Source organism: Pyxidicoccus trucidator (genome assembly GCF_010894435.1).
Classification (GTDB): Bacteria; Myxococcota; Myxococcia; order Myxococcales; family Myxococcaceae; genus Myxococcus; species Myxococcus trucidator.
The window spans coordinates 155,371-175,146 of sequence record NZ_JAAIXZ010000022.1 but is presented as its reverse complement, the minus strand read 5'-3'; the positions used below and the strand labels follow the sequence as shown (position 1 = coordinate 175,146).

Sequence of the window (19,776 nt, the reverse complement as noted above, 5' to 3'; positions counted from 1 at the left end):
GTTGACCGAGCGCGTTCGATACGCGCCGACGACCCGTCCAGGGGTCAAGTCACTGGCCGCTGAAGTCAAGTCGGCGAACCTCGAACCGTCTACCTATGACGGCAGGAGGAAGCTCGACATGAAGACGCTCAACCTGCTGGGCCGATTCGCCGTGACGACGTTGATGACCCTGGGCTGCAACAGTTCGGAGCCGGAGGTGGAGGAAGACACCGCGCCGTCGCTGACACAGTGCCATCCCTTCGCCGCTCGGGACGCCTCGCCCGCGCGTTCGCAACGCGCGATCGCACCGCCAACGGAGGTGACCGCCTGGACGACCCCTGCCCCACCCGCGTACGAGGGGCCTCTCTCCGTGAACAACGCGCTGGAAGGCGCTGAGCGCTTCGGGACCACGCAGTTGCGAGGCGCGGAAGACATCGTGTTCGACTCGCACGGCACGCTGTACACCGGAACCGCGGATGGAACCGTCTGGCGAGCAACCGTCGATGCCGAAGGCCGTCCGACTTCGTTCACCGCGCTGGCAACGCTGCCAGACGCACGTCCCCTGGGACTTGCCTTCGATACGTGCGGCAACCTGCTGGTCGCTGCCGGAGTGCGCGGTCTTGTTGGCATCAGTCCCGAAGGCGTCGTACGCACCCTGGCGGATCGGGTCGATGGGACGTTGCTCGAGTACGCCGACGAGCTCGCGGTCGCCGCCGATGGAACCGTCTATGTCACCGACGCCAGTACCCGGTACGACAGTGCCTGGCCCTACGACTTCCTCGAGGGAATGCCCCATGGCCGCGTGGTGGCATACGAGCCGTCGACCGGAGCGGTCCGCGTGGTCGTGGACGGAATCTACTTCGCCAACGGAATCGCGGTGACTCCCGACGAGAGCGCGGTGCTGATCGCGGAGACCTTCCGGGGTCGGGTGTTCCGGCACTGGCTCGCGGGCGAGCGCGCCGGAACCACCGAGCCCTTCGCCGAAAACCTTCCCGTCACGCCCGACAACATCACGCTCGATGAGCAGGGCCGGCTCTGGACGACCGGCTACCTGCGCACCCAGCAGCTCGACCAGCTCTCCGGGAGCGCGGAGCAGCGGCGCGCGCTCCTCCGGAATTACACGTACGAGCAGCTCGTCGCCGGCTTCCCTGTGGATTCGCACGTGCTGGTGACCGTGCATGATTCCCAGGGCACCCTGGTGCGCAGCTTCCACGACGCCACCGGGGGCTTGTTCGCACTCAGCAGCGCCGTTCCCCACGCGTCGTGGCTCTATCTGGGAACACTGCACGGCCAGGGAATCGCGCGCGTGCCGGTGCCTTGACGCACTGCGCGACGTCTGGGAGTCTTTTCGCTCACGCGATGGATGACTCCCTTCTGCGCGGCACCTATGGAACGGCGCTCGGCCATCAGATGCTGGGCTTCGCGCTCTCCCGCGGTTTCGGGGAGAGCGACATCCTGCGGTTGATGCAGACCAACCGTCGCACCCTGGCGGATCCTGACGCCAGGCTCTCGTTCGGCCCGGCGTTACAGTACTGGGAGCACGTGGTCCGCACGCTCGCCGACCCCTCGGTGCCCATCCAGTTCGCGGAGATGATCTCCCCGGGCGACCTTGGCGTGGTCGGCTTCGCGGCGATTACCTCCACGAGCGTCCGCGAGGGAATCCACCGTGCGATGCGCTACTACGCGCTGCTGGCCGACACCGCGCGCATCCAGCTGTCAGAAGATCGCGACGGGCTGCGGCTCGAGTTCGTCCGAGCCCGAGAGCCCGGCCTCGGAATGCGTGTGATGAACGAGAACTCGATCGCGAGCATCCTCCACGTGATTCGATTGGCGAGCGGCCTCGATTTCGATCCGGTCGAGGTGGCCTTCCATCATCCCGCACCGCGTCCCGCGGCCGCGCACCGTCGGTTCTTCCGGGTGGTCCGGTTCGGTGCGGATTGGGATGGGCTGGTCGTCCCAACCGGCGTGCTCGACCGCGCTCCCGCCGGGACGAAGACTCCCATGGGGTCATTCTTCGAGCGCTACGCGACCGCCCAGTTGCGCACCTTGCGTGCGAGCCAGACGTTCACCGACCGCGTGCGCACCTCCATCCTCGAGCTGCTCAGCGAGGGGGAGCCTCGCATGGCCGCCGTCGCCCGGCGGCTGGGGACGACGGAACGGACGCTGCGACGGCGACTCGATGAAGAACGAATCTCCTTCCGCGAGCTGATCGATGATGTCCGGCGAACAGCCGCGCGCCAACACCTCATGGACCCGAGGGCCAGCGTGTCGGACCTGGCCTTCCTGCTCGGCTTCTCCGAGGTCAGTGCCTTCAGCAGGGCCTTCAAGCGGTGGTACGGAAAATCACCGCGCGCGTTTCGCCAACGCCCCGTTTGAGGGGGCCATTGAGTTTGCCCTCTCGGTGGACGGACTCTCACGCGCACAGCCAACAGGACAGCAGACACACGTAGAGATTTCGCTTGGCCTGCCTGCACACGAGACCTCCGCGAAAGTGGCGGAGGTCTCTCTTTTCCGCAGGTCAGTGCCGTGGCTCGGCTCAGGTCTGGGGATGCCTCGGACAGGCGCCGCTGTAGTACCTCCATGAGGGGAGGGGTTGATGCCACTGCATGGCGACAGTAATCCAGGTCAGGGCTCGATGGGGACGGGGCAGAAGGGGAAGTTGGCGCCGCACGCGAAGCGCTGGGTGCAGTAGCCGCCCGCCTGCGTGGGCCACGCATAGGCCGTCCCATAGGGGGCGCCCGGAGGACATTCCAAGATGTCCTCGCTGACGTGGCACCATTCGGCGGGGTCGCAGTACCAGGGGTCGGAGAGCGACTGATGGACAGCGGACTCCGTGGGCTGTGCGCCCTCCGGGGTCTGGGACTCCATGCCGCCACCACAGCCAGTCAGCAGCAAGGCCACCACGACGGCTCCGCTCCACGTCTGACGATTCATTGCACGCTCCCAGGGTTGAGGAAGCGTGAGTTCACTGCCAGTGGCGGAGAACTCCAAGAAGAATCGAGTCAGCGCGCGCGGCCGCCCCGCCCCGCGCGCACGGCGGTGCGGTAGTCGCCCGGCGTGATGCCGAGCGTGCGGGTGAACTGCTTGGTGAGGTGGCTCTGGTCGGCGAAGCCGCACGCCAGCGCCACCTCGGCGAGCGGCAGCCCGGCGACGAGCTGCCGCTGTGCCTCGCGCACGCGCAGGCTGCGCAGGTACACCTGGGGCGTCTGCCCGAGCTGGTCGCGGAAGGCTCGCACCAGATGCCAGGGGCTGAGGCGCGCGGCCGCCGCGAGCTCCCGCAGGCTCACGTTGCGCGTGACGCTCGCCGCTACCTGTTGCGTCCTGCTTCACAACGCCGCCAGCGGCGGGAAGCCTGAGTTGCCCGAGGCGCAGCGGCGGGACACGAACGCGAAGCTGGACAGGGTGCTGGAGGTGCTCGCGTCGAAGAGCATGGCAAATTGGTAGGGTTCGCCGACCATGCGAACTCTACACGTTTTGTGGCTTTCGCTACTGGCCGTGCCGTTGCTGGGCTGCTCCACGACTCCTCGCGCACCCTTGCAGCAGGCGTGGGACGAGGCTGCGGTGGAGTGCGACGACCCCGAGGAGGACTCGTGCGTCACCCTCGTGTGCCTGGGCGACGCCTGCGGCTTCTACGGCTGCGAGGACATGCCCAGCGACGTCGAGCTGGCGCGCTTCCCGGGGGCGCGCCCTCCTCCGGCGGCGCCGGGCAGTGGCCCGCGGAGGAATTGGGGCGGCGCGGGGAAACTGCCCGGTGGCGCCGTCATGGTGTTCCCCAACTGGAACGGCGGCCCCGAGCGATTCATCCCCCCGTCACACCGGCTCCCGCCCAGCCGCTTCGAGAAGCACCACATCTTCCCCCAGGCCCGAGACCTGGCGGAGTGGTTCGAGGCGAGGGGGGGGGCAAAATCCACGACTACACCCTTCCGATTCCGCGCGACATGCACAGGCGGATTCATGATGGAGGACCCTCGGGAGGTCTCTGGAACGAAGCCTGGCGCGGGGTCAGGCGAAAGAACGAGACTCTCTCGCCAGCGGAGATCTACAAGCACGCGGGGGAGCTCATCCATCATTTCGAGCTCATCGGCGGCCCCATTCAGCCCTACTACTCCCGTCCAGGCGCCTGAGGATCCCAGAGCAGATGACCCGTTTTTTTGAACTCACGCGGGACAGGACGATGTGGGCGCGCTTCAAAGGAGACTTCGACGCCGCACATAGGTGGCACCTGCCCGGCGTGAAGTGCGACACATGCGGAGCTACGTGGGGGAGTGCAGGACACCAGTATCCGGGAGTGGACCTGTCACAACTTTCGGAGCAGGAGAATTTCCGCTCGAGGCCGGTCACTGTCGCGGAGTTCGAGCGACTTCGGGAACTGGTGCGTCCTCTGGCCCCTCCAAACGCGAAGCTGCCCCCCGGCACAAGCTTTGGGCCGTTGGTTGGCACGGCCTCCGGGAAGTTCGGCCCGTTCACATCACAGGGTGACATCCTGTGGCTGGTGCACCTGGATGCGCTGGAGAGACTCCAGGCGGAAGGCGTGAGGGGACTGCTGGGGTGCGGGACGGAGCTGCGGTTCCGGAAGAAGGACCCGCCGCAACTGCTTGAGCTCCAGATTGAACCGCATGGCCGGCTGCATCCGGACTGCATCCCGCCGGATGTGCCGCCACCGTGCGTAACCTGTGGCCGGGTGTACTTCCGGCTGCCGGATGAACCCCTCCTGGATGTGGCATCCCTGCCCCCAGGCCTGGACGTGTTCCGAGTGGGGAACTACGCAACGGTGATTGTGGGTACCGAGCGCTTCATGGAGGCCGTGCGTCGGCTGGGGCTGGACGGCATCACCTTCCGCGAGCTGCCCGCGCGCTGAGTGGCGCTGGAGAGCCGAGCTCACCTCCGGTTTGAGGAGCCTGTCGCTGGCCGGGGCGTCGCCCTCGAAGACCTTGAGTTCGCCGACGACGGCCTGCTGCGCCGCGAGACCTACTGAGGCTTCTGCCGCGCCTTCCCGTCGACCACTCGCGCGCGCAGCTTCTCGTAGGCGCCGGGGAGGAACGGGTCGCGACCGCTCGTCATCAGATTCCAGACTTCTTCTTCATGAATGCCATCGTCGGTGAGTACGTCGACCACGAAGAAGTCGGCGGCGTTGTCGTTGTTCGTGAAGTGGCGCGGCAGCCCCCAGCCTTCGCTCGCGAACACGACCGTGTCGAGCTCGGCGGCGTTCACGCCGGTGTGTCCGTCGAGCACGAGCACTCGAGCGGTGAGCTTCGCGCAGTGCAGCTCCGCCGATTCGTCGCCGTGATCTCCGAAGCAACCGCCGCTGAGCTCGAGTGACTTCGACACGAAGCAGCACGCGCTCCCGCTGTAGCGGAAGTTCCTGGCGCGCACGTTGCCGAAGACGACGAAGAGGCTCATGTCGTACGGCTGGGTCGAGAGATCGATGTCGCCGCTGACGTCGAGATCTCCGTCGATGACCAGAATCCACGGCGAGTTCGGCTTGAGCGTGTCGAGGTGAATCGGACCTTTCGCGAGGTGAAGCTCGGTGGGCTTCTGCTTCTTCTCGGCGCGTTCCTGAATGTAACCGAGCTGATCGGTGAACCAACCGAACATCTGCGCTTCATTCGCCGCTTCGAAACGCTTCTTGATCTCGTCGAGGGACACCACCGTCGTGTTCATGCGGGACATATACCGCATCGGGCGATCACCTGATTCCGGAACCCACGGCCTTCCCGCGGTGTTCATGCACAGAGGTGGTGGCGGTCCGCACCTGAGCGGAGTCAGCGCGCGCGGCCGCCCCGCCCCGCGCGTCCCCGCCTCGGCGAGCGGCGCCGGGGCCACGTAGAGGATGCGGTAGCTCCAGCCCGCCCGCAGGTCTGCCGCGGCGCCGCAGTGCATCTCCCCCGCGCCCACGGCCAGGAGGCGCCCGGCGCTCGCCACCACCGTCTCCCCGCGCAGCCGCATCGCCTGCTGCCTGGCGCGTGCGGACAGACGGCAGGCGCTCGTCCGGCCTGCCTGACTATCGGGTAGTAGTGCTCGGAGCGCCCGCTGTGCGGGGTCCTTCCGTGCTCGCGGGCCATCCCCACCTTTCTCCTGACGCCGGCCTCAGGGAGGGCCCATGTACCCGGTCCCCGAGAATGAGCAGGAGCGGCTACGCGTGCTGCGCAGCTTCGCGAGGCTCGGCCACGGACCGGAGCAGGCGTTCGAGGACGCCGCCGCGCTCGCCGCGCAGCTGTGCAACATGCCCATCGGCATCGTCTCGGTGATGGAGGAGAACCGGGAGTGGTTCAAGGGGCGCGTGGGCGTGGACCTGCTCAGCGTGGAGCGGGCCGACTCCTTCTGCACCTACGTGCTGGCGAACGACGCGGAGGTCACCGTCCCGGACGCCCTCCTGGACGCGCGCTTCGCGCACAACCGCTACGTGGTGCACCCACCCTTCGTCCGCTTCTACGCGGGCTTCCCCCTTCGCAGCCGGGAGGGCACGGTAGTGGGCACGCTGTGCGTGCTGGACTACGTCCCGCGCGCACTCACCCCGGGCCAGCGCGAGGCGCTGCGCGCGCTCGCGCGCCAGGTGTCCGCGCAGATGGAGCTCAAGCGGAGCGCGGCGGAGCTCGCACGCCGCGAGCTGGTACGGGCCGACTCGGAGCAGGTGCAGGAGGAGCTCACCCGGCTGCTGGTGGCGCAGAGCAGCGACGGCTTCATCGTGGCGGACGAGCACGGTGTCCTGCAGCTCTTCAACCCGGAGGCCGAGCGCCAGCACGGCGTGTCGCGCAGCACCCTCTTCCACACCCGCTGGCCGGAAGTGCTGGGCTTCGCCACGGCCTCGGGTGACCCGATGCCCACCGGGGACGCCCCGCTCGCTCGCGCGCTCGCTGGCGAGCAGGTGCGCGACAGCGAATGGGCGGTGCGCCGCCGCGACGGCAGCATCCGCCTGCTCAACGGCACCGCCACCCCGCTGCACCATCCGGACGGCCGGCTCGCCGGCGCGGTGCTCATCACCCGCGACATCACCGAGCAGCGTCGCACGGAGCAGGCGCTGCAGGAGGCGGTGAAGACGCGCGACGAGTTCCTCTCCATCGCGAGCCACGAGCTGCGCACCCCCCTGACCACGCTCTCGCTGCAGGCGACCAGCCTGCTGCGCGCCTTTCAGGCCCCGCCCGAGCTGCGCGTACCCGAAGCGCGGATGATGAAGAAGGTGGAGAGCCTCAAGCGCCAGGTGGTCCGGCTCGAGGCGCTGGTGAACGGGCTGCTGGATGTGTCGCGGCTGACGAGCGGGAAGCTGGAGCTGCAGCCCGAGGAGGTGGACCTGCGCCAGCTCGCGGAGGACCTGGTGGAGCGGCTCTCGGAGACAGCGGAAGGAGCCGCGCGCCTGCGGCTGTACGCCCCACTGCCGGTGGTGGGCCTCTGGGACCGGCTGCGCCTCGAGCAGGTGCTGACGAACCTGGTCACCAATGCGCTGCGCTACGGGCGCGACCGCCCCGTGGAGGTGCGAGTGGTGGGCACGCCGGCGGTGGCGCGGCTGCAGGTGCGCGACGAGGGCATCGGCATCGCGGAGGAGGCGCAGGAGCGCATCTTCGGGCGCTTCGAGCGCGCGGCCTCGGGGCGCCACTACGGCGGGCTCGGCCTGGGGCTGTGGCTCACCCGCCAGCTGGTGGAGGCGATGCAGGGCTGCGTGAGCGTGCGGAGCCGCCCGAACGAGGGCTCCACCTTCACCGTGGAGCTGCCGAGGCACTGAGCAACAGGGCCCCGGTTCCTCCCATGCGCACTGCTGTTACGCACGCGCTACCCGTAGCTGGGTCAGGCGCTGTAAGGTCCCCGGTCTCGCGTGGGGCGCCCCGCGCCCGACGGTGGAGGCATCATGCAGACGTCCAGCCTGGCCGCGAGACCTGTTCGGATGAACCCGCTCGTCGGGCTGACCCTGGGGGTCTACCACGGGCTGGCGCTCGCGGCGTTCGTGCTCCCGTGGCGCCTGGACCAGGTGCTCGCGGGCTTCGGCGTCTTCCTGCTGGTCGGGCTGGGGACGACCCTGGGTCTCCATCGGAAGCTGACCCATCGCTCCTTCGATTGCCCCCGCTGGCTGGAGTACGCGCTGGTCACGGCCGCCATGCTGTCCCTGCAGAGCAGCCCGCTCGAGTGGGTGGCGAACCACCGCATCCACCACGGGCACGCCGACAAGGAGCGGGACCCGCATACTCCGCGGAGGGGCTTCTGGTACAGCTACCTCGGTTGGGTGGTGGATGACCTGTCGACGGACCGGGAGGCCTACAAGACCTACTGCCGCGACCTCGCCCAGGACCGCTACTACCTCTGGCTCCTGCGGTACCGGTACGTTCCGCACGCGCTCCTCCTGGCGCTCATCGTCGCGGTGTGGGGCTGGCAGGCGGCGCCGTGCGTGCTGTACCTGCCGCTCAAGCTCTGGATGCACGCCCAGTACGCGGTGAACTCGGTGTGCCACGCGGGCAGGCTCGGGTTCCGCGCGTACGACTCGCCCGATGAGAGCCGCAACGTGTGGTGGGTGGGGCTGTGGGCGCTGGGCGAGGGCTGGCACAACAACCACCACGCCAACCCGCGCTCGCCGATGCTCGGGCGCGGGCCGTGGCAGCTCGACGTGGGCGGTCTGGCGCTGCGGCTGCTGTTCAAGCTGGGACTGGCCACTCCGCATCCCGCCGCGGCGACGGTGCCCGCCTCCCACGGACTTCTCGTGAGTTCTGCGAGACTGAGGAACTCGGGCCGCTCGCATCCGTGAGCGGGTTGACCCTGTGGGGCCGCTTTTCTACAGCCCCGTCGAACGGGCCGTGGGTGCCACCTCCCCCTCACTGCCAACCCTTATTGACCGGATTATGCAGTTTCTCAGGCGCATCCCGTCAGACGTGGAGTTGGTAATTGGATGACAGTAGAAGCCCCCGTGGATTCGACGAGGGGCACGCATGTCCAAGGCGCGGCAGAAGCAACCATTCCAGCTCCCGGAGTTCTACGTTCCCTGGCCGGCACGCCTGAATCCGAACCTCGAGGCAGCCCGCGCCCACACCAAGGCGTGGTCGTACGAGATGGGCATCCTGGGCCCGCCGCGTGACGGGACGGACCGCGAAATCTGGTCCGAGCGCCGCTTCGACGGCATGGACTTCGCGCTGCTCTGCGCCTACACGCACCCGGAGGCGCCGGGCCCGGAGCTGGACCTCATCACGGACTGGTACGTCTGGGTCTTCTACTTCGACGACCACTTCCTGGAGGTCTACAAGTATCCGCGCGACATCGTGGGCGGCCAGGCCTACCTGGACCGGCTGCCGCTGTTCATGCCGCTGGACATGTCCCAGACGCCGCCGGAGCCCACCAACGCGGTGGAGCGCGGGCTGTGGGATTTGTGGAAGCGCACCGTGCCCACCATGTCCATGGACTGGCGCCGGCGCTTCTTCGAGAACACGAAGCACCTGCTCGACGAGTCGATGTGGGAAATCGTCAACATCAGCGAAGCGCGCATCTCCAACCCCATCGAGTACATCGAGATGCGCCGCAAGGTCGGTGGCGCGCCCTGGTCCTCGGACCTGGTGGAGCACGCCGTCGCCGCGGAGATTCCCGCCCGCGTCGTGAAGAGCCGGCCCCTGCGCGTCTTCAAGGACACGTTCTCCGACGCGGTCCACCTGCGCAATGACCTGTTCTCCTACGAGCGCGAAATCCTGGAGGAGGGTGAGCTCTCCAACGGCGTGCTGGTGGTGGAGAAGTTCCTCGACTGCGACACCCAGCGCGCGGCCGACCTAGTCAACGACTTGCTGACGTCCCGGCTCCAGCAGTTCGAGACCACCGCCGCCACGGAGCTGCCCTGGCTCTTCGCGGAGTACGGCCTCAACCCGGTGGAGCAGGGCCAGGTGCTCACGTACCTGCGCGGCCTCCAGGACTGGCAGTCCGGCGGTCACGAGTGGCACATGCGCTCCAACCGCTACATGAACAAGAACACGGAGCGCCGCGCGGAGTTCTCCCTCCCGCTGCCTGCCGGCCTGGGCACCTCCGCCCTGCGCCTGCCGCTGACGGGCGGCGCGCTGGGCCTGGGGCCCCGCGCGAAGTCCTTCAGCCACGTCCCCCGCCAGCACGTGGGCCCGGTGAAGCTGCCGGAGTTCTACATGCCGTACAGCACGTACCTCAGCCCCCACCTGGAGCGCGCGCGCAGGAACTCCAAGGACTGGGCGCGCCGCATGGGCATGCTGGACTCGCTGCCCGGCGTGGGGCTCTACATCTGGGACGACCACAAGTTCGACGTGGCGGACGTGGCCCTCTGCGGCGCGCTCATCCACCCGGATGCGACGCCGGAGCAGCTGGACCTCACGTCGTGCTGGCTGGTGTGGGGCACCTACGCGGACGACTACTTCCCCGCCCTCTACGCGCACACGCGTGACATGCCGGGCGCGAAGGTGTTCAACGCCCGCCTCACGCAGTTCATGCCGGACGACGTGGCGGCGCCCAACCCCGCGGTGCCCACCAACCCGGTGGAGGCGGGCCTGGCGGACCTGTGGAAGCGCACGGCCGGCCCGCTCACCCCGCGCGGCCGCACGCTGTTCCGCAAGGCCATCCAGGACATGACGGAGAGCTGGGTCTGGGAGTTGAACAACCAGATTCTCAACCGCGTGCCGGACCCCGTGGACTACGTGGAGATGCGCCGCAAGACGTTCGGCTCCGACCTCACCATGAGCCTGTCGCGGCTCTCCAAGGGGGATGCCGTGCCGGAGGACGTCTTCAACACCCGCACGCTGCGCGGGCTGGAGAACTCCGCGGCGGACTACGCCTGCTTCGTCAACGACATCTTCTCCTACCAGAAGGAGATTGAGTTCGAGGGCGAGCTCAACAACTGCGTGCTCGTGGTCCAGAAGTTCCTGGACCTGGACAAGGACGCGGCGGTGCTCGTGGTCAACGACTTGATGACCGCGCGCATGAAGCAGTTCGAGCACCTGGTGGCCACCGAGCTGCCGGTGGTCATCCGCACCTTCGACCTGGATGCGAAGGCGCAAGAGAAGCTGAACAAGTACGTGGAGCAGCTCCAGCAGTGGATGGCGGGCATCCCCCGGTGGCACGCGGCGGTGGACCGCTACAAGGAGTTCGAGCTCATCGACGCGGCGACGCCCAAGCTCAAGACCGGCAACCTCTCCGGCCTGGGCATGTCCGCGACGCGCGTCGCCGAGCTGTTCCGCGGCGGCAGGTCCTGAGTTCCAACAGCAGCGCGCAGACTTCCTGATTCCCAAACCTGAAGGGTGACCCATGTCGAACGACCCGAAGAAGCACGACGACAACAACCTGAGCCTTGGAACCCTGGCGGCCCGCCAGCTGGCGACGACGACCAAGTCCGAGCCGCAGATGCAGGGCATCTCCTCGCGGTGGCTGCTCAAGCTGCTGCCGTGGGTGCAGGTGTCCGGCGGCACGTACCGCGTCAACCGCCGCATGACGTACGCGGTGGGCGACGGCCGCGTCACCTTCACCAGCACCGGCGCCAAGGTGCAGGTCATCCCGCAGGAGCTGGGCGAGCTGCCCCTGCTGCGCGGCTACGAGGACGTGGAGGCGCTGACCGCGCTGGCCAACCGCTTCGTGCAGAAGGAGTACAAGGCCGGGGAGGTCATCACCGAGGCCGGCAAGGAGGCGGACTCCATCGTCCTCATCGCCCACGGCAAGGTGAACCGCATCGGCACCGGCAAGTACGGTGAGCCGCTGGTGCTGGAGACGCTGGCGGACGGCGACCACTACAGCTACCAGGCGCTGCTGGAGTCGCAGGACTACTGGCAGTTCACCGCGAAGGCCGTGACGCCCGTCATCGCGCTCATCCTCCAGCAGTCCGCCTTCGAGGCGGTGGTGGCGCAGGTGCCGTCGCTCCAGAAGCACCTCGAGGACTTCAAGGCCCGCTCCAGGAAGAAGCAGGACACCTCCGGCCAGAAGGCCATCGAGCTGGCCGCGGGCCACCACGGCGAGCCCGTGCTGCCCGGCACCTACGTGGACTACGAGACGCACCCCCGCGAGTTCGAGCTGTCCGTCGCGCAGACCGTCCTGCAGATCCACACGCGCGTCGCGGACCTCTTCAACGACCCGATGAACCAGACCCAGCAGCAGCTGCGGCTGACCGTCGAGGCGCTGAAGGAGCGCAAGGAGCACGAGCTCATCAACAACCGCGAGTTCGGCCTGCTGCACAACGCCGACCTCAAGCAGCGCATCCACACCCGCTCCGGCGCGCCGACCCCGGACGACATGGACGAGCTGCTGGCCACGGTCTGGAAGGAGCCGTCGTTCTTCCTGGCCCACCCGCGCGCCATCGCCGCGTTCGGCCAGGAGTGCAACAAGCGCGGCATCTACCCCACCAGCATCGAGGTGAACGGGAACATGCTGCCCGCGTGGCGCGGCATCCCCATGTTCACCTGCAACAAGCTGCCCATCAGCGAGTCGCGCACCACCTCCATCATGCTGATGCGCGTGGGGGAGAAGAACCAGGGCGTGGTCGGCCTGCACCAGGCGGGCATCCCGGATGAAATCGAGCCCAGCCTCAACGCCCGGTTCATGGGCATCAACGAGAAGGCCATCATGAGCTACCTGGTCACCGCGTACTTCTCCGCGGCGGTCCTCACGCCGGACGCGCTCGGCATCCTGGAGAGCGTGGAGCTGGGCCGCTCGTAGTCCCACGTCCTCACGGAACTGGAAGACGCTTTCATGACGAATCCAGACAAGGACATGGCCGCGCACGAGGGCACCAGCCTGAGCACGGCCGGGGCCCGCCAGCTCGCGACGACCACCAAGACGCAGCCGATGATGCAGGGCATCTCGCCCCGGTGGCTCCTGCGGGTGCTGCCCTGGGTGCAGGTGTCGGGCGGCACGTACCGCGTCAACCGCCGGCTGACGTACACCGCGGGCGACGACCGCCTGAACTTCAGCAACATCGGCGTCAAGGTGGAGGTCATCCCCCAGGAGCTGCTCAAGCTGCCGCTGCTGCGGGGCTTCGAGGACGTGGATGACCTGCTCATCCGCACCCTGGCCAGCCTCTTCACCCAGCAGCACTTCAAGCCGGGGGACACCATCGTGGAGGCGGGCCAGCCCGCCGAGCACGTATTCCTCCTCGCGCACGGCAAGGCGCAGAAGCTGACCGCGGGCAAGTACGGCGACCCCGTGGTGCTGGACACGCTGGCGGACGGCGACCACTTCGGCGACCAGGCGGTGGTGGAGTCGAACGACGTGTGGTCCTTCACCGTCAAGGCCGTCACGTCCTGCACGGTGATGGCGCTGCCGCAGGCGGCGTTCGAGGCCCGCATCCTCCAGTCCCCGACGCTGAAGGCGCACGTGGAGCGCTACCGGGCAAATCTGAAGAAGCCCCAGGACAAGGCAGGCCAGGCGACCATCCCCCTGACGGCGGGCCACCACGGCGAGCCGGTCATCGCCGGTGGCTTCGTGGACTACGAGCTGAAGCCGCGCGAGTACGAGCTGAGCGTGGCGCAGACCATCCTGCGCGTGCACACCCGCGTCTCCGACATCTTCAATGACCCGATGAGCCAGACGCAGGAGCAGCTGCGGCTGACCCTCGAGGCGCTGAAGGAGCGCAAGGAGTACGAGCTCATCAACAACCCGGAGTTCGGCCTGCTGCACAACGCCGACCTCAAGCAGCGCATCAACACCCGCTCCGGCCCACCGACGCCGGACGACATGGACGAGCTGGTGACGCGCCGCCGCAAGACGCGCTACTTCCTGGCCCACCCTCGCGCCATCGCGGCGTTTGGCCGGGAGTGCAACAAGCGCGGCCTCTACCCGACGGTGGTGGAGGTGCAGGGGCACAAGATGCAGGCGTGGCGCGGGGTGCCCATCCTCCCGTGCGACAAGCTCCCCATCAGCCGGGAGAACACCACCGCCATCATCGCGATGCGCACCGGGCAGGACGACCAGGGCGTCGTCGGCCTGCACAACGCCGGTATCCCCGACGAGGTGGAGCCGAGCCTCACGGTGAAGCGCATGGCCATCACCGACCAGGCCATCACCCAGTACCTGGTGAGCACCTACTACTCCGCCGCCGTGCACGTCCCCGACGCGCTGGGCGTGCTGGAGAACGTGGCGCTCGGCGGCTGAGGTAGCCGCTGTGACAGGACCGCGGGCCCGGTGTCCCACGCCGGGCCCGTTCGTCATCGCTTGTTGTTGTTCTCGCTGTACGTGACGAGCACGTCGTCGCCGCTCACGACGGCAGTTCCTCTCCGGACTCCTCCGCCGTCATGTACCGCGCGTACCAGTCCGGCCAGTCCTCGTCGGCCTTGCCGATGCGCTTCTCGTGCTCGCCGTGGGCGGCCGATGCACGCCGGAGCGCGCTCGCCAGGTCCCCTGCGGAGCTGAACGACATCTGGGAGCGGTCCACCCGCCCGGGGAACCGGGCGGTGACTTCCTGCATGAGCCAGGTGTTGCCGTCCGGGTCGCTGAACGATGCGTACGAGCCGTAGCTCTGGTGGTCGGGCGCGGCGCCACGGACCTTGTCGCCGAAAGGCCCCGGGCCTTCGGAGAAGTGGAACACCTCGCTCACCTGGACGCCGCGCCCCACCAGCTCGTTGCGCGCAGCCTCGATGTCGGAGACGACCAGGAGGTTCTGGGCCGAGCCGGGCGCGGCCGGCGTGGGGAGCGTGCCGAACTGGAACGAAGCAGGGGAGCCCGGAGGGGTGAACTGGAGCACGCGAGAATTGCCCTTGCTGAAGTCCGCGTCGAGCCGCCATCCGAGCCCCGTATAGAACTGCTTCGCGCGGTCCAGGTCCGAGACCGGAATGACGACCGCCTCGAGCTTCAGGTCGACGCTCCCGACGCTCGCGGTGCGGGGCTCGCTGGAACTACCGACGGTGGTGGCACTCATGGCTGCCTCCTGGGGTGACTGCCGGGGGGAGGTGGGGTGTGTCGCCCCAGGTAGAACGTTGGGCCTGCGGGAGGAAACGGCTAGTGCGCAGCCGGCGCGAGTGGGGTCGCAATGGAGCGAGCCCTGAGCTCGCCCCCTCTGAAAACCGCGAAAGTTGAACTCAGGCGTCGCGTTCGAGGATGCGCATCAGGTGGAAGTCACGGATGTCCGGGAGCAGCGCCGCGACCTGCTGACGGATGGCGGGCAGGTGCTTGTGGACGTTGATGCCGGGGCACAGGGTCCGCACGCAGCTCGCCCCTCGGCCCCAATCCCGATGCCCGCAGATGCGCGGGTTGATGAGCTGCGGACGGCACGAGCCATCCGGCTTCGGGTACGCGGCCGACTCCAGGGGATTGAGCCCCCAGTACGCCACTTCCAGCGCGGCCATGCGCATGGCGCTGTCCAGTGCCTCGGCGGTGGGCTCGCCGCCGGGCGGGACATCCGGAGCGCCCGGATGGAACTGCCCCATCAGGCAGATGCCGATGTTGTGGTGGTTGTACCGGGAGACGTGGCCGCCCTCGGTGGCGTGGCCGCCGTCACGGCCCTGGTAGACGTTGCCGTACTGGTCCACCAGGAAGTGGTACCCGATGTCGCCCCAGCCCAGGGTGATGGCGTGGTAGTACCAGACGGCCCGCATCGTCGCGACGGGGTTCTCCGGGTTGTTGGCCCACGCGGTGTGGTGGATGGTGACGAACTCGGTCGGATACACGCCGGCATAGGGCTCCCAATACAGCGGCGAGCCGGGCTCGAAGTCCGTCGCTCCCCACCCGTTGGGCCCGTGGCGCAGGATGAGGCGCGCGGTAGGCGGGCCGCCGTTGCCCACGCGGAACGGAATGGCGCGCCCCCGCGAGCTCAGGTCCTCCAGGCCCGGCGCATCGAGCGCGTCGAGCTGCGTGGCCGTCACCCGACGCACCACCGGGGAGAGCGCCGGATTTTGCGTCTCCAGCACCAGGCGGTACTGCATCGCGCGGGCACGGCCGAGTTCCACCGCGTCGGTGAAGGTCTCCGCTCCACCCGGCAGTTCCTCGTCGCCCCGGGCCTCCATCACATGGCCCACGGGAGTCCACGGACTCCACCGCGCGCCGTCCACGCTGCTGCGCACCTGCACCTCGAGCGAGGTGCCCTCGGGCACGTCCGCCACCCAGTGCATGCCCACCATGTTGAACCAGCCATCGGACTGGAAGACCTGGGACTCGAAGGTCCGACCCGGCTCGAACGAGCCGTCCACGCCGCGAGCAAGCTGGAAGTCTCCTCCCAGCTCTTCCGGCCCGGCGGGAGCCGTGCTCCCGTCGTTGCGGGGCAGCGAGTGCCAGTCGTGAGCCCGGATGCCCGCGGCCGCGGCCTCCAGCCGTGCCTGGGCGACGGCAGTTCCGGTCAGCAGCATCGCGCCCAGCGCGCCCGAGCCCACCAGGAAACCACGACGACCGAACAGCGCGGATTTGTGACTGTGCATGCCATCCTCCAAGAAGGTCCGACTCCGCCGCCCCGGCTCCCGGGCGCGACCAGAGCGAGGCTGAGGATACACGCATCACACCCAGGAATACCCGTTATATTGGCTTTCCCCGCTCGACAAGACTGTCATTGCGGAATATTTCAAGGCAATTATTGAGGGCTCCGTCTGCCTTCGAACCCTCCCTGGCTGGGGTGGGTCCGACCCTGAGAGCACGGGTTCTGACGCACGGTGGAGCTGCATCTATCCACGGTGACGGGCCTTGGGTTCTACTGCGAGCCGAAGGCCCGCTCCCAGGAGTCCCTGGGAGCCTTCATCCCGTGCGTTGGTAGGAGGAACTCCCATGAAGAAGATGATGTCAGGAGTGCTGGTCGTGGCCGCGATGCTGATGACCGGCTGTGGTGGCCCCATCGAGGAGCAGCCCGCGCAGGTAGACACGCCCGAGTCCACCACCAACGCCCTCGACTGCAACTCGAACAACTTCTGTCGATATGACAGCCAGTGCGGCGCTGATGGCGTCTGCTACAAGGGCAGGTGCGCCTGCATCTAGCTATCTCCGAGTCGTCGGGCCCTTCGCGGAGGCCGCAGCCGCGGCCTCGCGGAGCTTGTCCTTCTTGCTCTTCCGCTTTCCCTTCACGCCGCCATTCACGTCCAGGGGCGGCGTAGGCACGTCGACCGGCTCGAACCCCGCGAGCCGCTCGCGCGTGAGGCTGAGGCCGTGGCGTCGTTCGATGAGTCGGAAGTGGGCCTGGGTGTCCGCGCTGATGAAGCTGATGGCCATGCCCGGCTCACCCGCGCGGCCCGTGCGGCCAATCCGGTGCAGGTAGTCCACGGGCGAGCGCGGCAGGTCGTAGTTCACGACGGCGGGCAATTGCACGATGTCGAGGCCGCGTGCGGCGACGTCCGTGGCGACGAGGACCTTCACGCGCTTCGCCTTGAAGTCCGCGAGCGCCTGCGTGCGGGCCCCCTGGCTGAGCTCGCCGTGCAGGGCCGCCGCGGTGAGGCCGGCGCGGTTCAGCTTCAGCGCGACGTGGTCCGCGCCGTACCGGCTGGCCACGAACGTGAGGACGTGGGACCACGCATGCGTCTCGATGAGGTGGCGCAGCAGCATCGTGCGCTTCCCGGCGTCGACTTCAATGGCACGCTGGACGATGAGGTCCGGGGCGGGCATCGCCGCCGCTCCGATGTCGACCCGCGTGGGCTCGTGCAGCAGTTGCCCGGCGAGCGCCCGCACCCCGGGAGGAAAGGTGGCGGAGAAGAGCAGGTTCTGGCGCCGCGCGGGGAGCAGCGCGAGCAGGCGCGTGAGCTCATCTGCGAAGCCCAGCGACAACAACTGGTCGGCCTCGTCGAGCACCAACGTCTCCACCGTGGAGAGCCGGAGCGCGTTCTGGTCCACGAGGTCCAGCGCGCGACCTGGCGTGGCCACGACCAGGTCCGCGCCTCCACGGAGCGCCATCATCTGCGGGTTCGCCGAGACGCCGCCGACGGCGAGGCAGGTCTTCAGCCGCCGGGGGAGATGACGGCCGTACTGCTCGATGGCCTGGGCCACCTGGGCGGCGAGCTCGCGCGTGGGAACTACCAGCAGGACCCGCGTCCGCCGGGGTGAGCCGCCTGGACTCGCGCCAAGCGCCTCCAGGACTGGCAGGAGGAACGCCGCGGTCTTCCCTGAGCCCGTCGGCGCCGAGGCCCACACGTCCCCTCCCCGCAGCACCGCGGGGATGGTGGCCTGCTGCACCGGCGTCGGCTCGACGCAGCCGAGGTCGGTCATGGCGCGGACGAGCGGCTCCGAGAGCCCGAGGGAGGCAAAGGTCATGGGCGGGCACCCTATCCCACCGTCCCGCCCCTCCGGTCCGATAAGGGCACGAAGGGGGCGAGGAGGCACAGCGTCCCCTGCCCTGGCCGGCCCACCCCGGCTCGGGCGAGAGCACTGTCCGGCCCCGTGAGTGGCCCCCGCTGGAGTGAACTGGAACCGGCTTCCAGGGCCTCGACGTGTTACGAGCGTCCGCATGTCGAAGAACGACCCCATCCGCCCCCGCGCCGTCCTCGTCGGCGTCCAGTTCCCCAGCGTCTCGGATACGGAGCACGCCGCGGACTTCGCGGAGCTCAAGCGGCTGGTGCACACGCTGGGGTACGACACCGTGGCGACGGTGTCCCAGCGCCGCTCGAGCCTGGCCTCTGGAACGGTGCTCGGCACGGGAAAGCTCAAGGAGCTGGCCGCCCTCACCGGGGGCCCCGGCGTGATCAAGTCGGGAGCGCGCGACCGCACCACCAAGGCCCGCGAGCGTTGGGAGGCCGAGGAGGAGGAGGCCAGCGCCGAAGCGCCTGGCGCCGAGGAGCCCGAGCTGGAGGCGTCCGACGCGGAGGACGAAGAGACCGAGCCCGCCGAGGACGCGGCAGCCCCCGACGAAGCGGCAGCCGCACAGCGTCCCACGGTGGTGGTCGTCGACCACGAGCTCTCGCCGAGCCAGCTCCGCAACCTGGAGAAGGCCACCGGGGCGGAGGTGATGGACCGCACCGGCGTCATCGTCGACATCTTCCACCGGCACGCGAGGAGCCACGAGGCGCGCATGCAGGTCGAGATTGCCCGACTCAACTACCTCGCCCCCCGGCTGCGCGAGTCCACGGGAGGCCGGGAGCGCCAGCAGGGCCGTGGCGCCGGTGACTCCGCCGTGGAGCTGGACCGGCGCAAGATTCGAGACCGGCTCGCGGAGCTGCGCGAGGGGCTCGCCGCCATCGAGCGGGATCAGGACCACCGCCGATATGCGCGCAGGGACCAGCTGCGGGTGGCGCTGGTCGGCTACACCAACGCGGGCAAGTCCTCGCTGATGCGCGCGCTCACCGGCAGCGAGGTGCTGGTCGCCGACCAGCTCTTCGCCACGCTCGACACCACGGTGCGAGCACTGCACCCGGAGACCAAGCCGCGCGTGCTCGTCTCGGACACCGTGGGCTTCATCCAGAAGCTGCCGCACGACCTCGTGGCCTCGTTCCGCTCTACCCTGGACGAGGCGCTGGAGGCTTCGCTGCTGCTCTACGTGGTGGATGCGTCCGACCCGACCTGGGATGCGCAGCTCGAGGTCACCCGGACGGTGCTCCGGGAGATTGGTGCGAATTCCGTCCCGAGCAAGCTGCTGTTGAACAAGGTGGACCGGCTGGACGCGGCGGCGAGAGAGGCGCTACTGGCCCGGCACCCGGACGCAATCCTGCTCTCGGCCCACCAGCCGGAAGACGTGGCGGCGCTGCGGCAGACCATCATCCGCTTCTTCGAGGCGTCGATGGTCGAGGCCGACCTGGTGATTCCGTACGCCAGCCAGGGGCGCATCGGCGAGGTGTACGAGCACACCACCGTGCTCACCCAGGAGTACGACGAGAGCGGGAGCAGACTCCGCGTCCGGGGCCTCCCAGCGGCAATCTCGAAGCTCACGCAGGCGTTCCAGGCGTGACGGGAGCCACGGCTCCGCCCTCCAAGGCGGAGCGCGCTCACATCACT

Annotated in this window: 17 protein-coding genes and 1 pseudogene; 11 read left to right on the top strand and 7 right to left on the bottom strand. The window is 68.5% G+C overall.

Going from position 1 to position 19,776, the window contains the following annotated elements; translation table 11 throughout:
• Nucleotides 1-118 precede the first annotated feature (118 nt).
• Both G4D85_RS41245 and G4D85_RS41240 read left to right on the top strand, forming a co-directional pair.
• Nucleotides 119-1,300, top strand: a complete 1,182-nt coding sequence (locus G4D85_RS41245) for an SMP-30/gluconolactonase/LRE family protein (RefSeq protein ID WP_164019751.1) — start codon at nucleotides 119-121, stop codon at nucleotides 1,298-1,300.
• Between the two features lie 38 nt (nucleotides 1,301-1,338).
• Nucleotides 1,339-2,355: an AraC family transcriptional regulator gene (locus tag G4D85_RS41240; protein WP_164019750.1), complete on the top strand. Its 1,017-nt coding sequence runs from the start codon at nucleotides 1,339-1,341 to the stop codon at nucleotides 2,353-2,355.
• Between the two features lie 249 nt (nucleotides 2,356-2,604).
• Here the strand turns inward: G4D85_RS41240 and G4D85_RS41235 are convergent, their stop codons facing one another.
• The 3 genes from G4D85_RS41235 to G4D85_RS50485 all read right to left on the bottom strand — a co-directional run bounded on the left by G4D85_RS41235 (nucleotide 2,605) and on the right by G4D85_RS50485 (nucleotide 3,437).
• Entirely contained in the window at nucleotides 2,605-2,913 is a 309-nt protein-coding gene (locus G4D85_RS41235) for a hypothetical protein (protein ID WP_164019749.1), read from the bottom strand.
• A 68-nt stretch (nucleotides 2,914-2,981) separates the two neighbouring features.
• Nucleotides 2,982-3,266: a helix-turn-helix transcriptional regulator gene (locus tag G4D85_RS41230; RefSeq protein WP_164019748.1), complete on the bottom strand. Its 285-nt coding sequence runs from the start codon at nucleotides 3,264-3,266 to the stop codon at nucleotides 2,982-2,984.
• A gap of 39 nt (nucleotides 3,267-3,305) precedes the next feature.
• Nucleotides 3,306-3,437, bottom strand: coding sequence for a hypothetical protein (locus G4D85_RS50485; RefSeq protein WP_275900356.1), 132 nt, complete (start codon nucleotides 3,435-3,437; stop codon nucleotides 3,306-3,308).
• Between G4D85_RS50485 and sitA6 the strand changes: the two are divergent.
• Nucleotides 3,436-4,103: pseudogene (gene sitA6, locus G4D85_RS41225) on the top strand (SitA6 family polymorphic toxin lipoprotein). The gene G4D85_RS50485 and the pseudogene sitA6 sit on opposite strands and share 2 nt — an antisense overlap.
• A gap of 14 nt (nucleotides 4,104-4,117) precedes the next feature.
• A complete protein-coding gene (gene sitI6 / locus G4D85_RS41220; RefSeq protein ID WP_164019747.1) occupies nucleotides 4,118-4,837 on the top strand; it encodes a SitI6 family double-CXXCG motif immunity protein in 720 nt (239 codons plus the stop codon).
• A 110-nt stretch (nucleotides 4,838-4,947) separates the two neighbouring features.
• Here sitI6 and G4D85_RS41215 read toward each other — a convergent pair whose 3' ends face one another.
• Entirely contained in the window at nucleotides 4,948-5,925 is a 978-nt protein-coding gene (locus G4D85_RS41215; protein ID WP_240359804.1) for a cupin domain-containing protein, read from the bottom strand.
• 154 nt (nucleotides 5,926-6,079) lie between these two features.
• On the opposite strand from G4D85_RS41215, the gene G4D85_RS41210 reads away from it, so the two are divergent.
• The 5 genes from G4D85_RS41210 to G4D85_RS41190 all read left to right on the top strand — a co-directional run bounded on the left by G4D85_RS41210 (nucleotide 6,080) and on the right by G4D85_RS41190 (nucleotide 14,037).
• Entirely contained in the window at nucleotides 6,080-7,696 is a 1,617-nt protein-coding gene (locus G4D85_RS41210) for a sensor histidine kinase (RefSeq protein ID WP_164019746.1), read from the top strand.
• Nucleotides 7,697-7,819: 123 nt separating this feature from the next.
• Nucleotides 7,820-8,707: an acyl-CoA desaturase gene (locus tag G4D85_RS41205; RefSeq protein WP_164019745.1), complete on the top strand. Its 888-nt coding sequence runs from the start codon at nucleotides 7,820-7,822 to the stop codon at nucleotides 8,705-8,707.
• Nucleotides 8,708-8,888: 181 nt separating this feature from the next.
• Nucleotides 8,889-11,153 (top strand): family 2 encapsulin nanocompartment cargo protein terpene cyclase, encoded by a 2,265-nt coding sequence (locus tag G4D85_RS41200; RefSeq protein ID WP_164019744.1) that lies wholly within the window; start codon nucleotides 8,889-8,891, stop codon nucleotides 11,151-11,153.
• A 52-nt stretch (nucleotides 11,154-11,205) separates the two neighbouring features.
• Nucleotides 11,206-12,603: a family 2B encapsulin nanocompartment shell protein gene (locus G4D85_RS41195; protein WP_164019743.1), complete on the top strand. Its 1,398-nt coding sequence runs from the start codon at nucleotides 11,206-11,208 to the stop codon at nucleotides 12,601-12,603.
• A 33-nt stretch (nucleotides 12,604-12,636) separates the two neighbouring features.
• Nucleotides 12,637-14,037 carry a family 2B encapsulin nanocompartment shell protein gene (locus G4D85_RS41190; RefSeq protein WP_164019742.1) on the top strand — a complete coding sequence of 467 codons (1,401 nt, stop codon included), beginning with the start codon at nucleotides 12,637-12,639 and terminating at the stop codon, nucleotides 14,035-14,037.
• Between the two features lie 103 nt (nucleotides 14,038-14,140).
• Here the strand turns inward: G4D85_RS41190 and G4D85_RS41185 are convergent, their stop codons facing one another.
• Together G4D85_RS41185 and G4D85_RS41180 are read right to left on the bottom strand one after the other, a co-directional pair.
• Nucleotides 14,141-14,800, bottom strand: a complete 660-nt coding sequence (locus G4D85_RS41185; RefSeq protein WP_164019741.1) for a VOC family protein — start codon at nucleotides 14,798-14,800, stop codon at nucleotides 14,141-14,143.
• A 160-nt stretch (nucleotides 14,801-14,960) separates the two neighbouring features.
• Nucleotides 14,961-16,292, bottom strand: coding sequence for a peptidoglycan recognition protein family protein (locus tag G4D85_RS41180; protein WP_164019740.1), 1,332 nt, complete (start codon nucleotides 16,290-16,292; stop codon nucleotides 14,961-14,963).
• Nucleotides 16,293-16,632: 340 nt separating this feature from the next.
• On the opposite strand from G4D85_RS41180, the gene G4D85_RS41175 reads away from it, so the two are divergent.
• On the top strand, nucleotides 16,633-16,839 hold the full coding sequence (locus G4D85_RS41175) for a hypothetical protein (protein ID WP_164019739.1): 207 nt from the start codon (nucleotides 16,633-16,635) through the stop codon (nucleotides 16,837-16,839).
• Here the strand turns inward: G4D85_RS41175 and G4D85_RS41170 are convergent, their stop codons facing one another.
• Nucleotides 16,840-18,102 (bottom strand): DEAD/DEAH box helicase, encoded by a 1,263-nt coding sequence (locus tag G4D85_RS41170; RefSeq protein ID WP_164019738.1) that lies wholly within the window; start codon nucleotides 18,100-18,102, stop codon nucleotides 16,840-16,842.
• A gap of 193 nt (nucleotides 18,103-18,295) precedes the next feature.
• Here G4D85_RS41170 and hflX point away from each other — a divergent pair, with 193 nt between their 5' ends.
• Nucleotides 18,296-19,729, top strand: coding sequence for a GTPase HflX (gene hflX / locus G4D85_RS41165; RefSeq protein WP_164019737.1), 1,434 nt, complete (start codon nucleotides 18,296-18,298; stop codon nucleotides 19,727-19,729).
• Nucleotides 19,730-19,776: the final 47 nt, after the last annotated feature.

Excerpts from the sequence above, each read along its gene's own strand:
- G4D85_RS41245 (WP_164019751.1), top strand. The coding sequence starts at position 119 with ATGAAGACGCTCAACCTGCTGGGCCGATTCGCCGTGACGACGTTGATG.
- G4D85_RS41240 (WP_164019750.1), top strand. The coding sequence starts at position 1,339 with ATGGATGACTCCCTTCTGCGCGGCACCTATGGAACGGCGCTCGGCCAT.
- G4D85_RS41235 (WP_164019749.1), bottom strand. The coding sequence starts at position 2,913 with ATGAATCGTCAGACGTGGAGCGGAGCCGTCGTGGTGGCCTTGCTGCTG.
- G4D85_RS50485 (WP_275900356.1), bottom strand. The coding sequence starts at position 3,437 with ATGGTCGGCGAACCCTACCAATTTGCCATGCTCTTCGACGCGAGCACC.
- sitI6 (WP_164019747.1), top strand. The coding sequence starts at position 4,118 with ATGACCCGTTTTTTTGAACTCACGCGGGACAGGACGATGTGGGCGCGC.
- G4D85_RS41215 (WP_240359804.1), bottom strand. The coding sequence starts at position 5,925 with ATGCGGCTGCGCGGGGAGACGGTGGTGGCGAGCGCCGGGCGCCTCCTG.
- G4D85_RS41210 (WP_164019746.1), top strand. The coding sequence starts at position 6,080 with ATGTACCCGGTCCCCGAGAATGAGCAGGAGCGGCTACGCGTGCTGCGC.
- G4D85_RS41205 (WP_164019745.1), top strand. The coding sequence starts at position 7,820 with ATGCAGACGTCCAGCCTGGCCGCGAGACCTGTTCGGATGAACCCGCTC.
- G4D85_RS41200 (WP_164019744.1), top strand. The coding sequence starts at position 8,889 with ATGTCCAAGGCGCGGCAGAAGCAACCATTCCAGCTCCCGGAGTTCTAC.
- G4D85_RS41195 (WP_164019743.1), top strand. The coding sequence starts at position 11,206 with ATGTCGAACGACCCGAAGAAGCACGACGACAACAACCTGAGCCTTGGA.
- G4D85_RS41190 (WP_164019742.1), top strand. The coding sequence starts at position 12,637 with ATGACGAATCCAGACAAGGACATGGCCGCGCACGAGGGCACCAGCCTG.
- G4D85_RS41185 (WP_164019741.1), bottom strand. The coding sequence starts at position 14,800 with ATGAGTGCCACCACCGTCGGTAGTTCCAGCGAGCCCCGCACCGCGAGC.
- G4D85_RS41180 (WP_164019740.1), bottom strand. The coding sequence starts at position 16,292 with ATGCACAGTCACAAATCCGCGCTGTTCGGTCGTCGTGGTTTCCTGGTG.
- G4D85_RS41175 (WP_164019739.1), top strand. The coding sequence starts at position 16,633 with ATGAAGAAGATGATGTCAGGAGTGCTGGTCGTGGCCGCGATGCTGATG.
- G4D85_RS41170 (WP_164019738.1), bottom strand. The coding sequence starts at position 18,102 with ATGACCTTTGCCTCCCTCGGGCTCTCGGAGCCGCTCGTCCGCGCCATG.
- hflX (WP_164019737.1), top strand. The coding sequence starts at position 18,296 with ATGTCGAAGAACGACCCCATCCGCCCCCGCGCCGTCCTCGTCGGCGTC.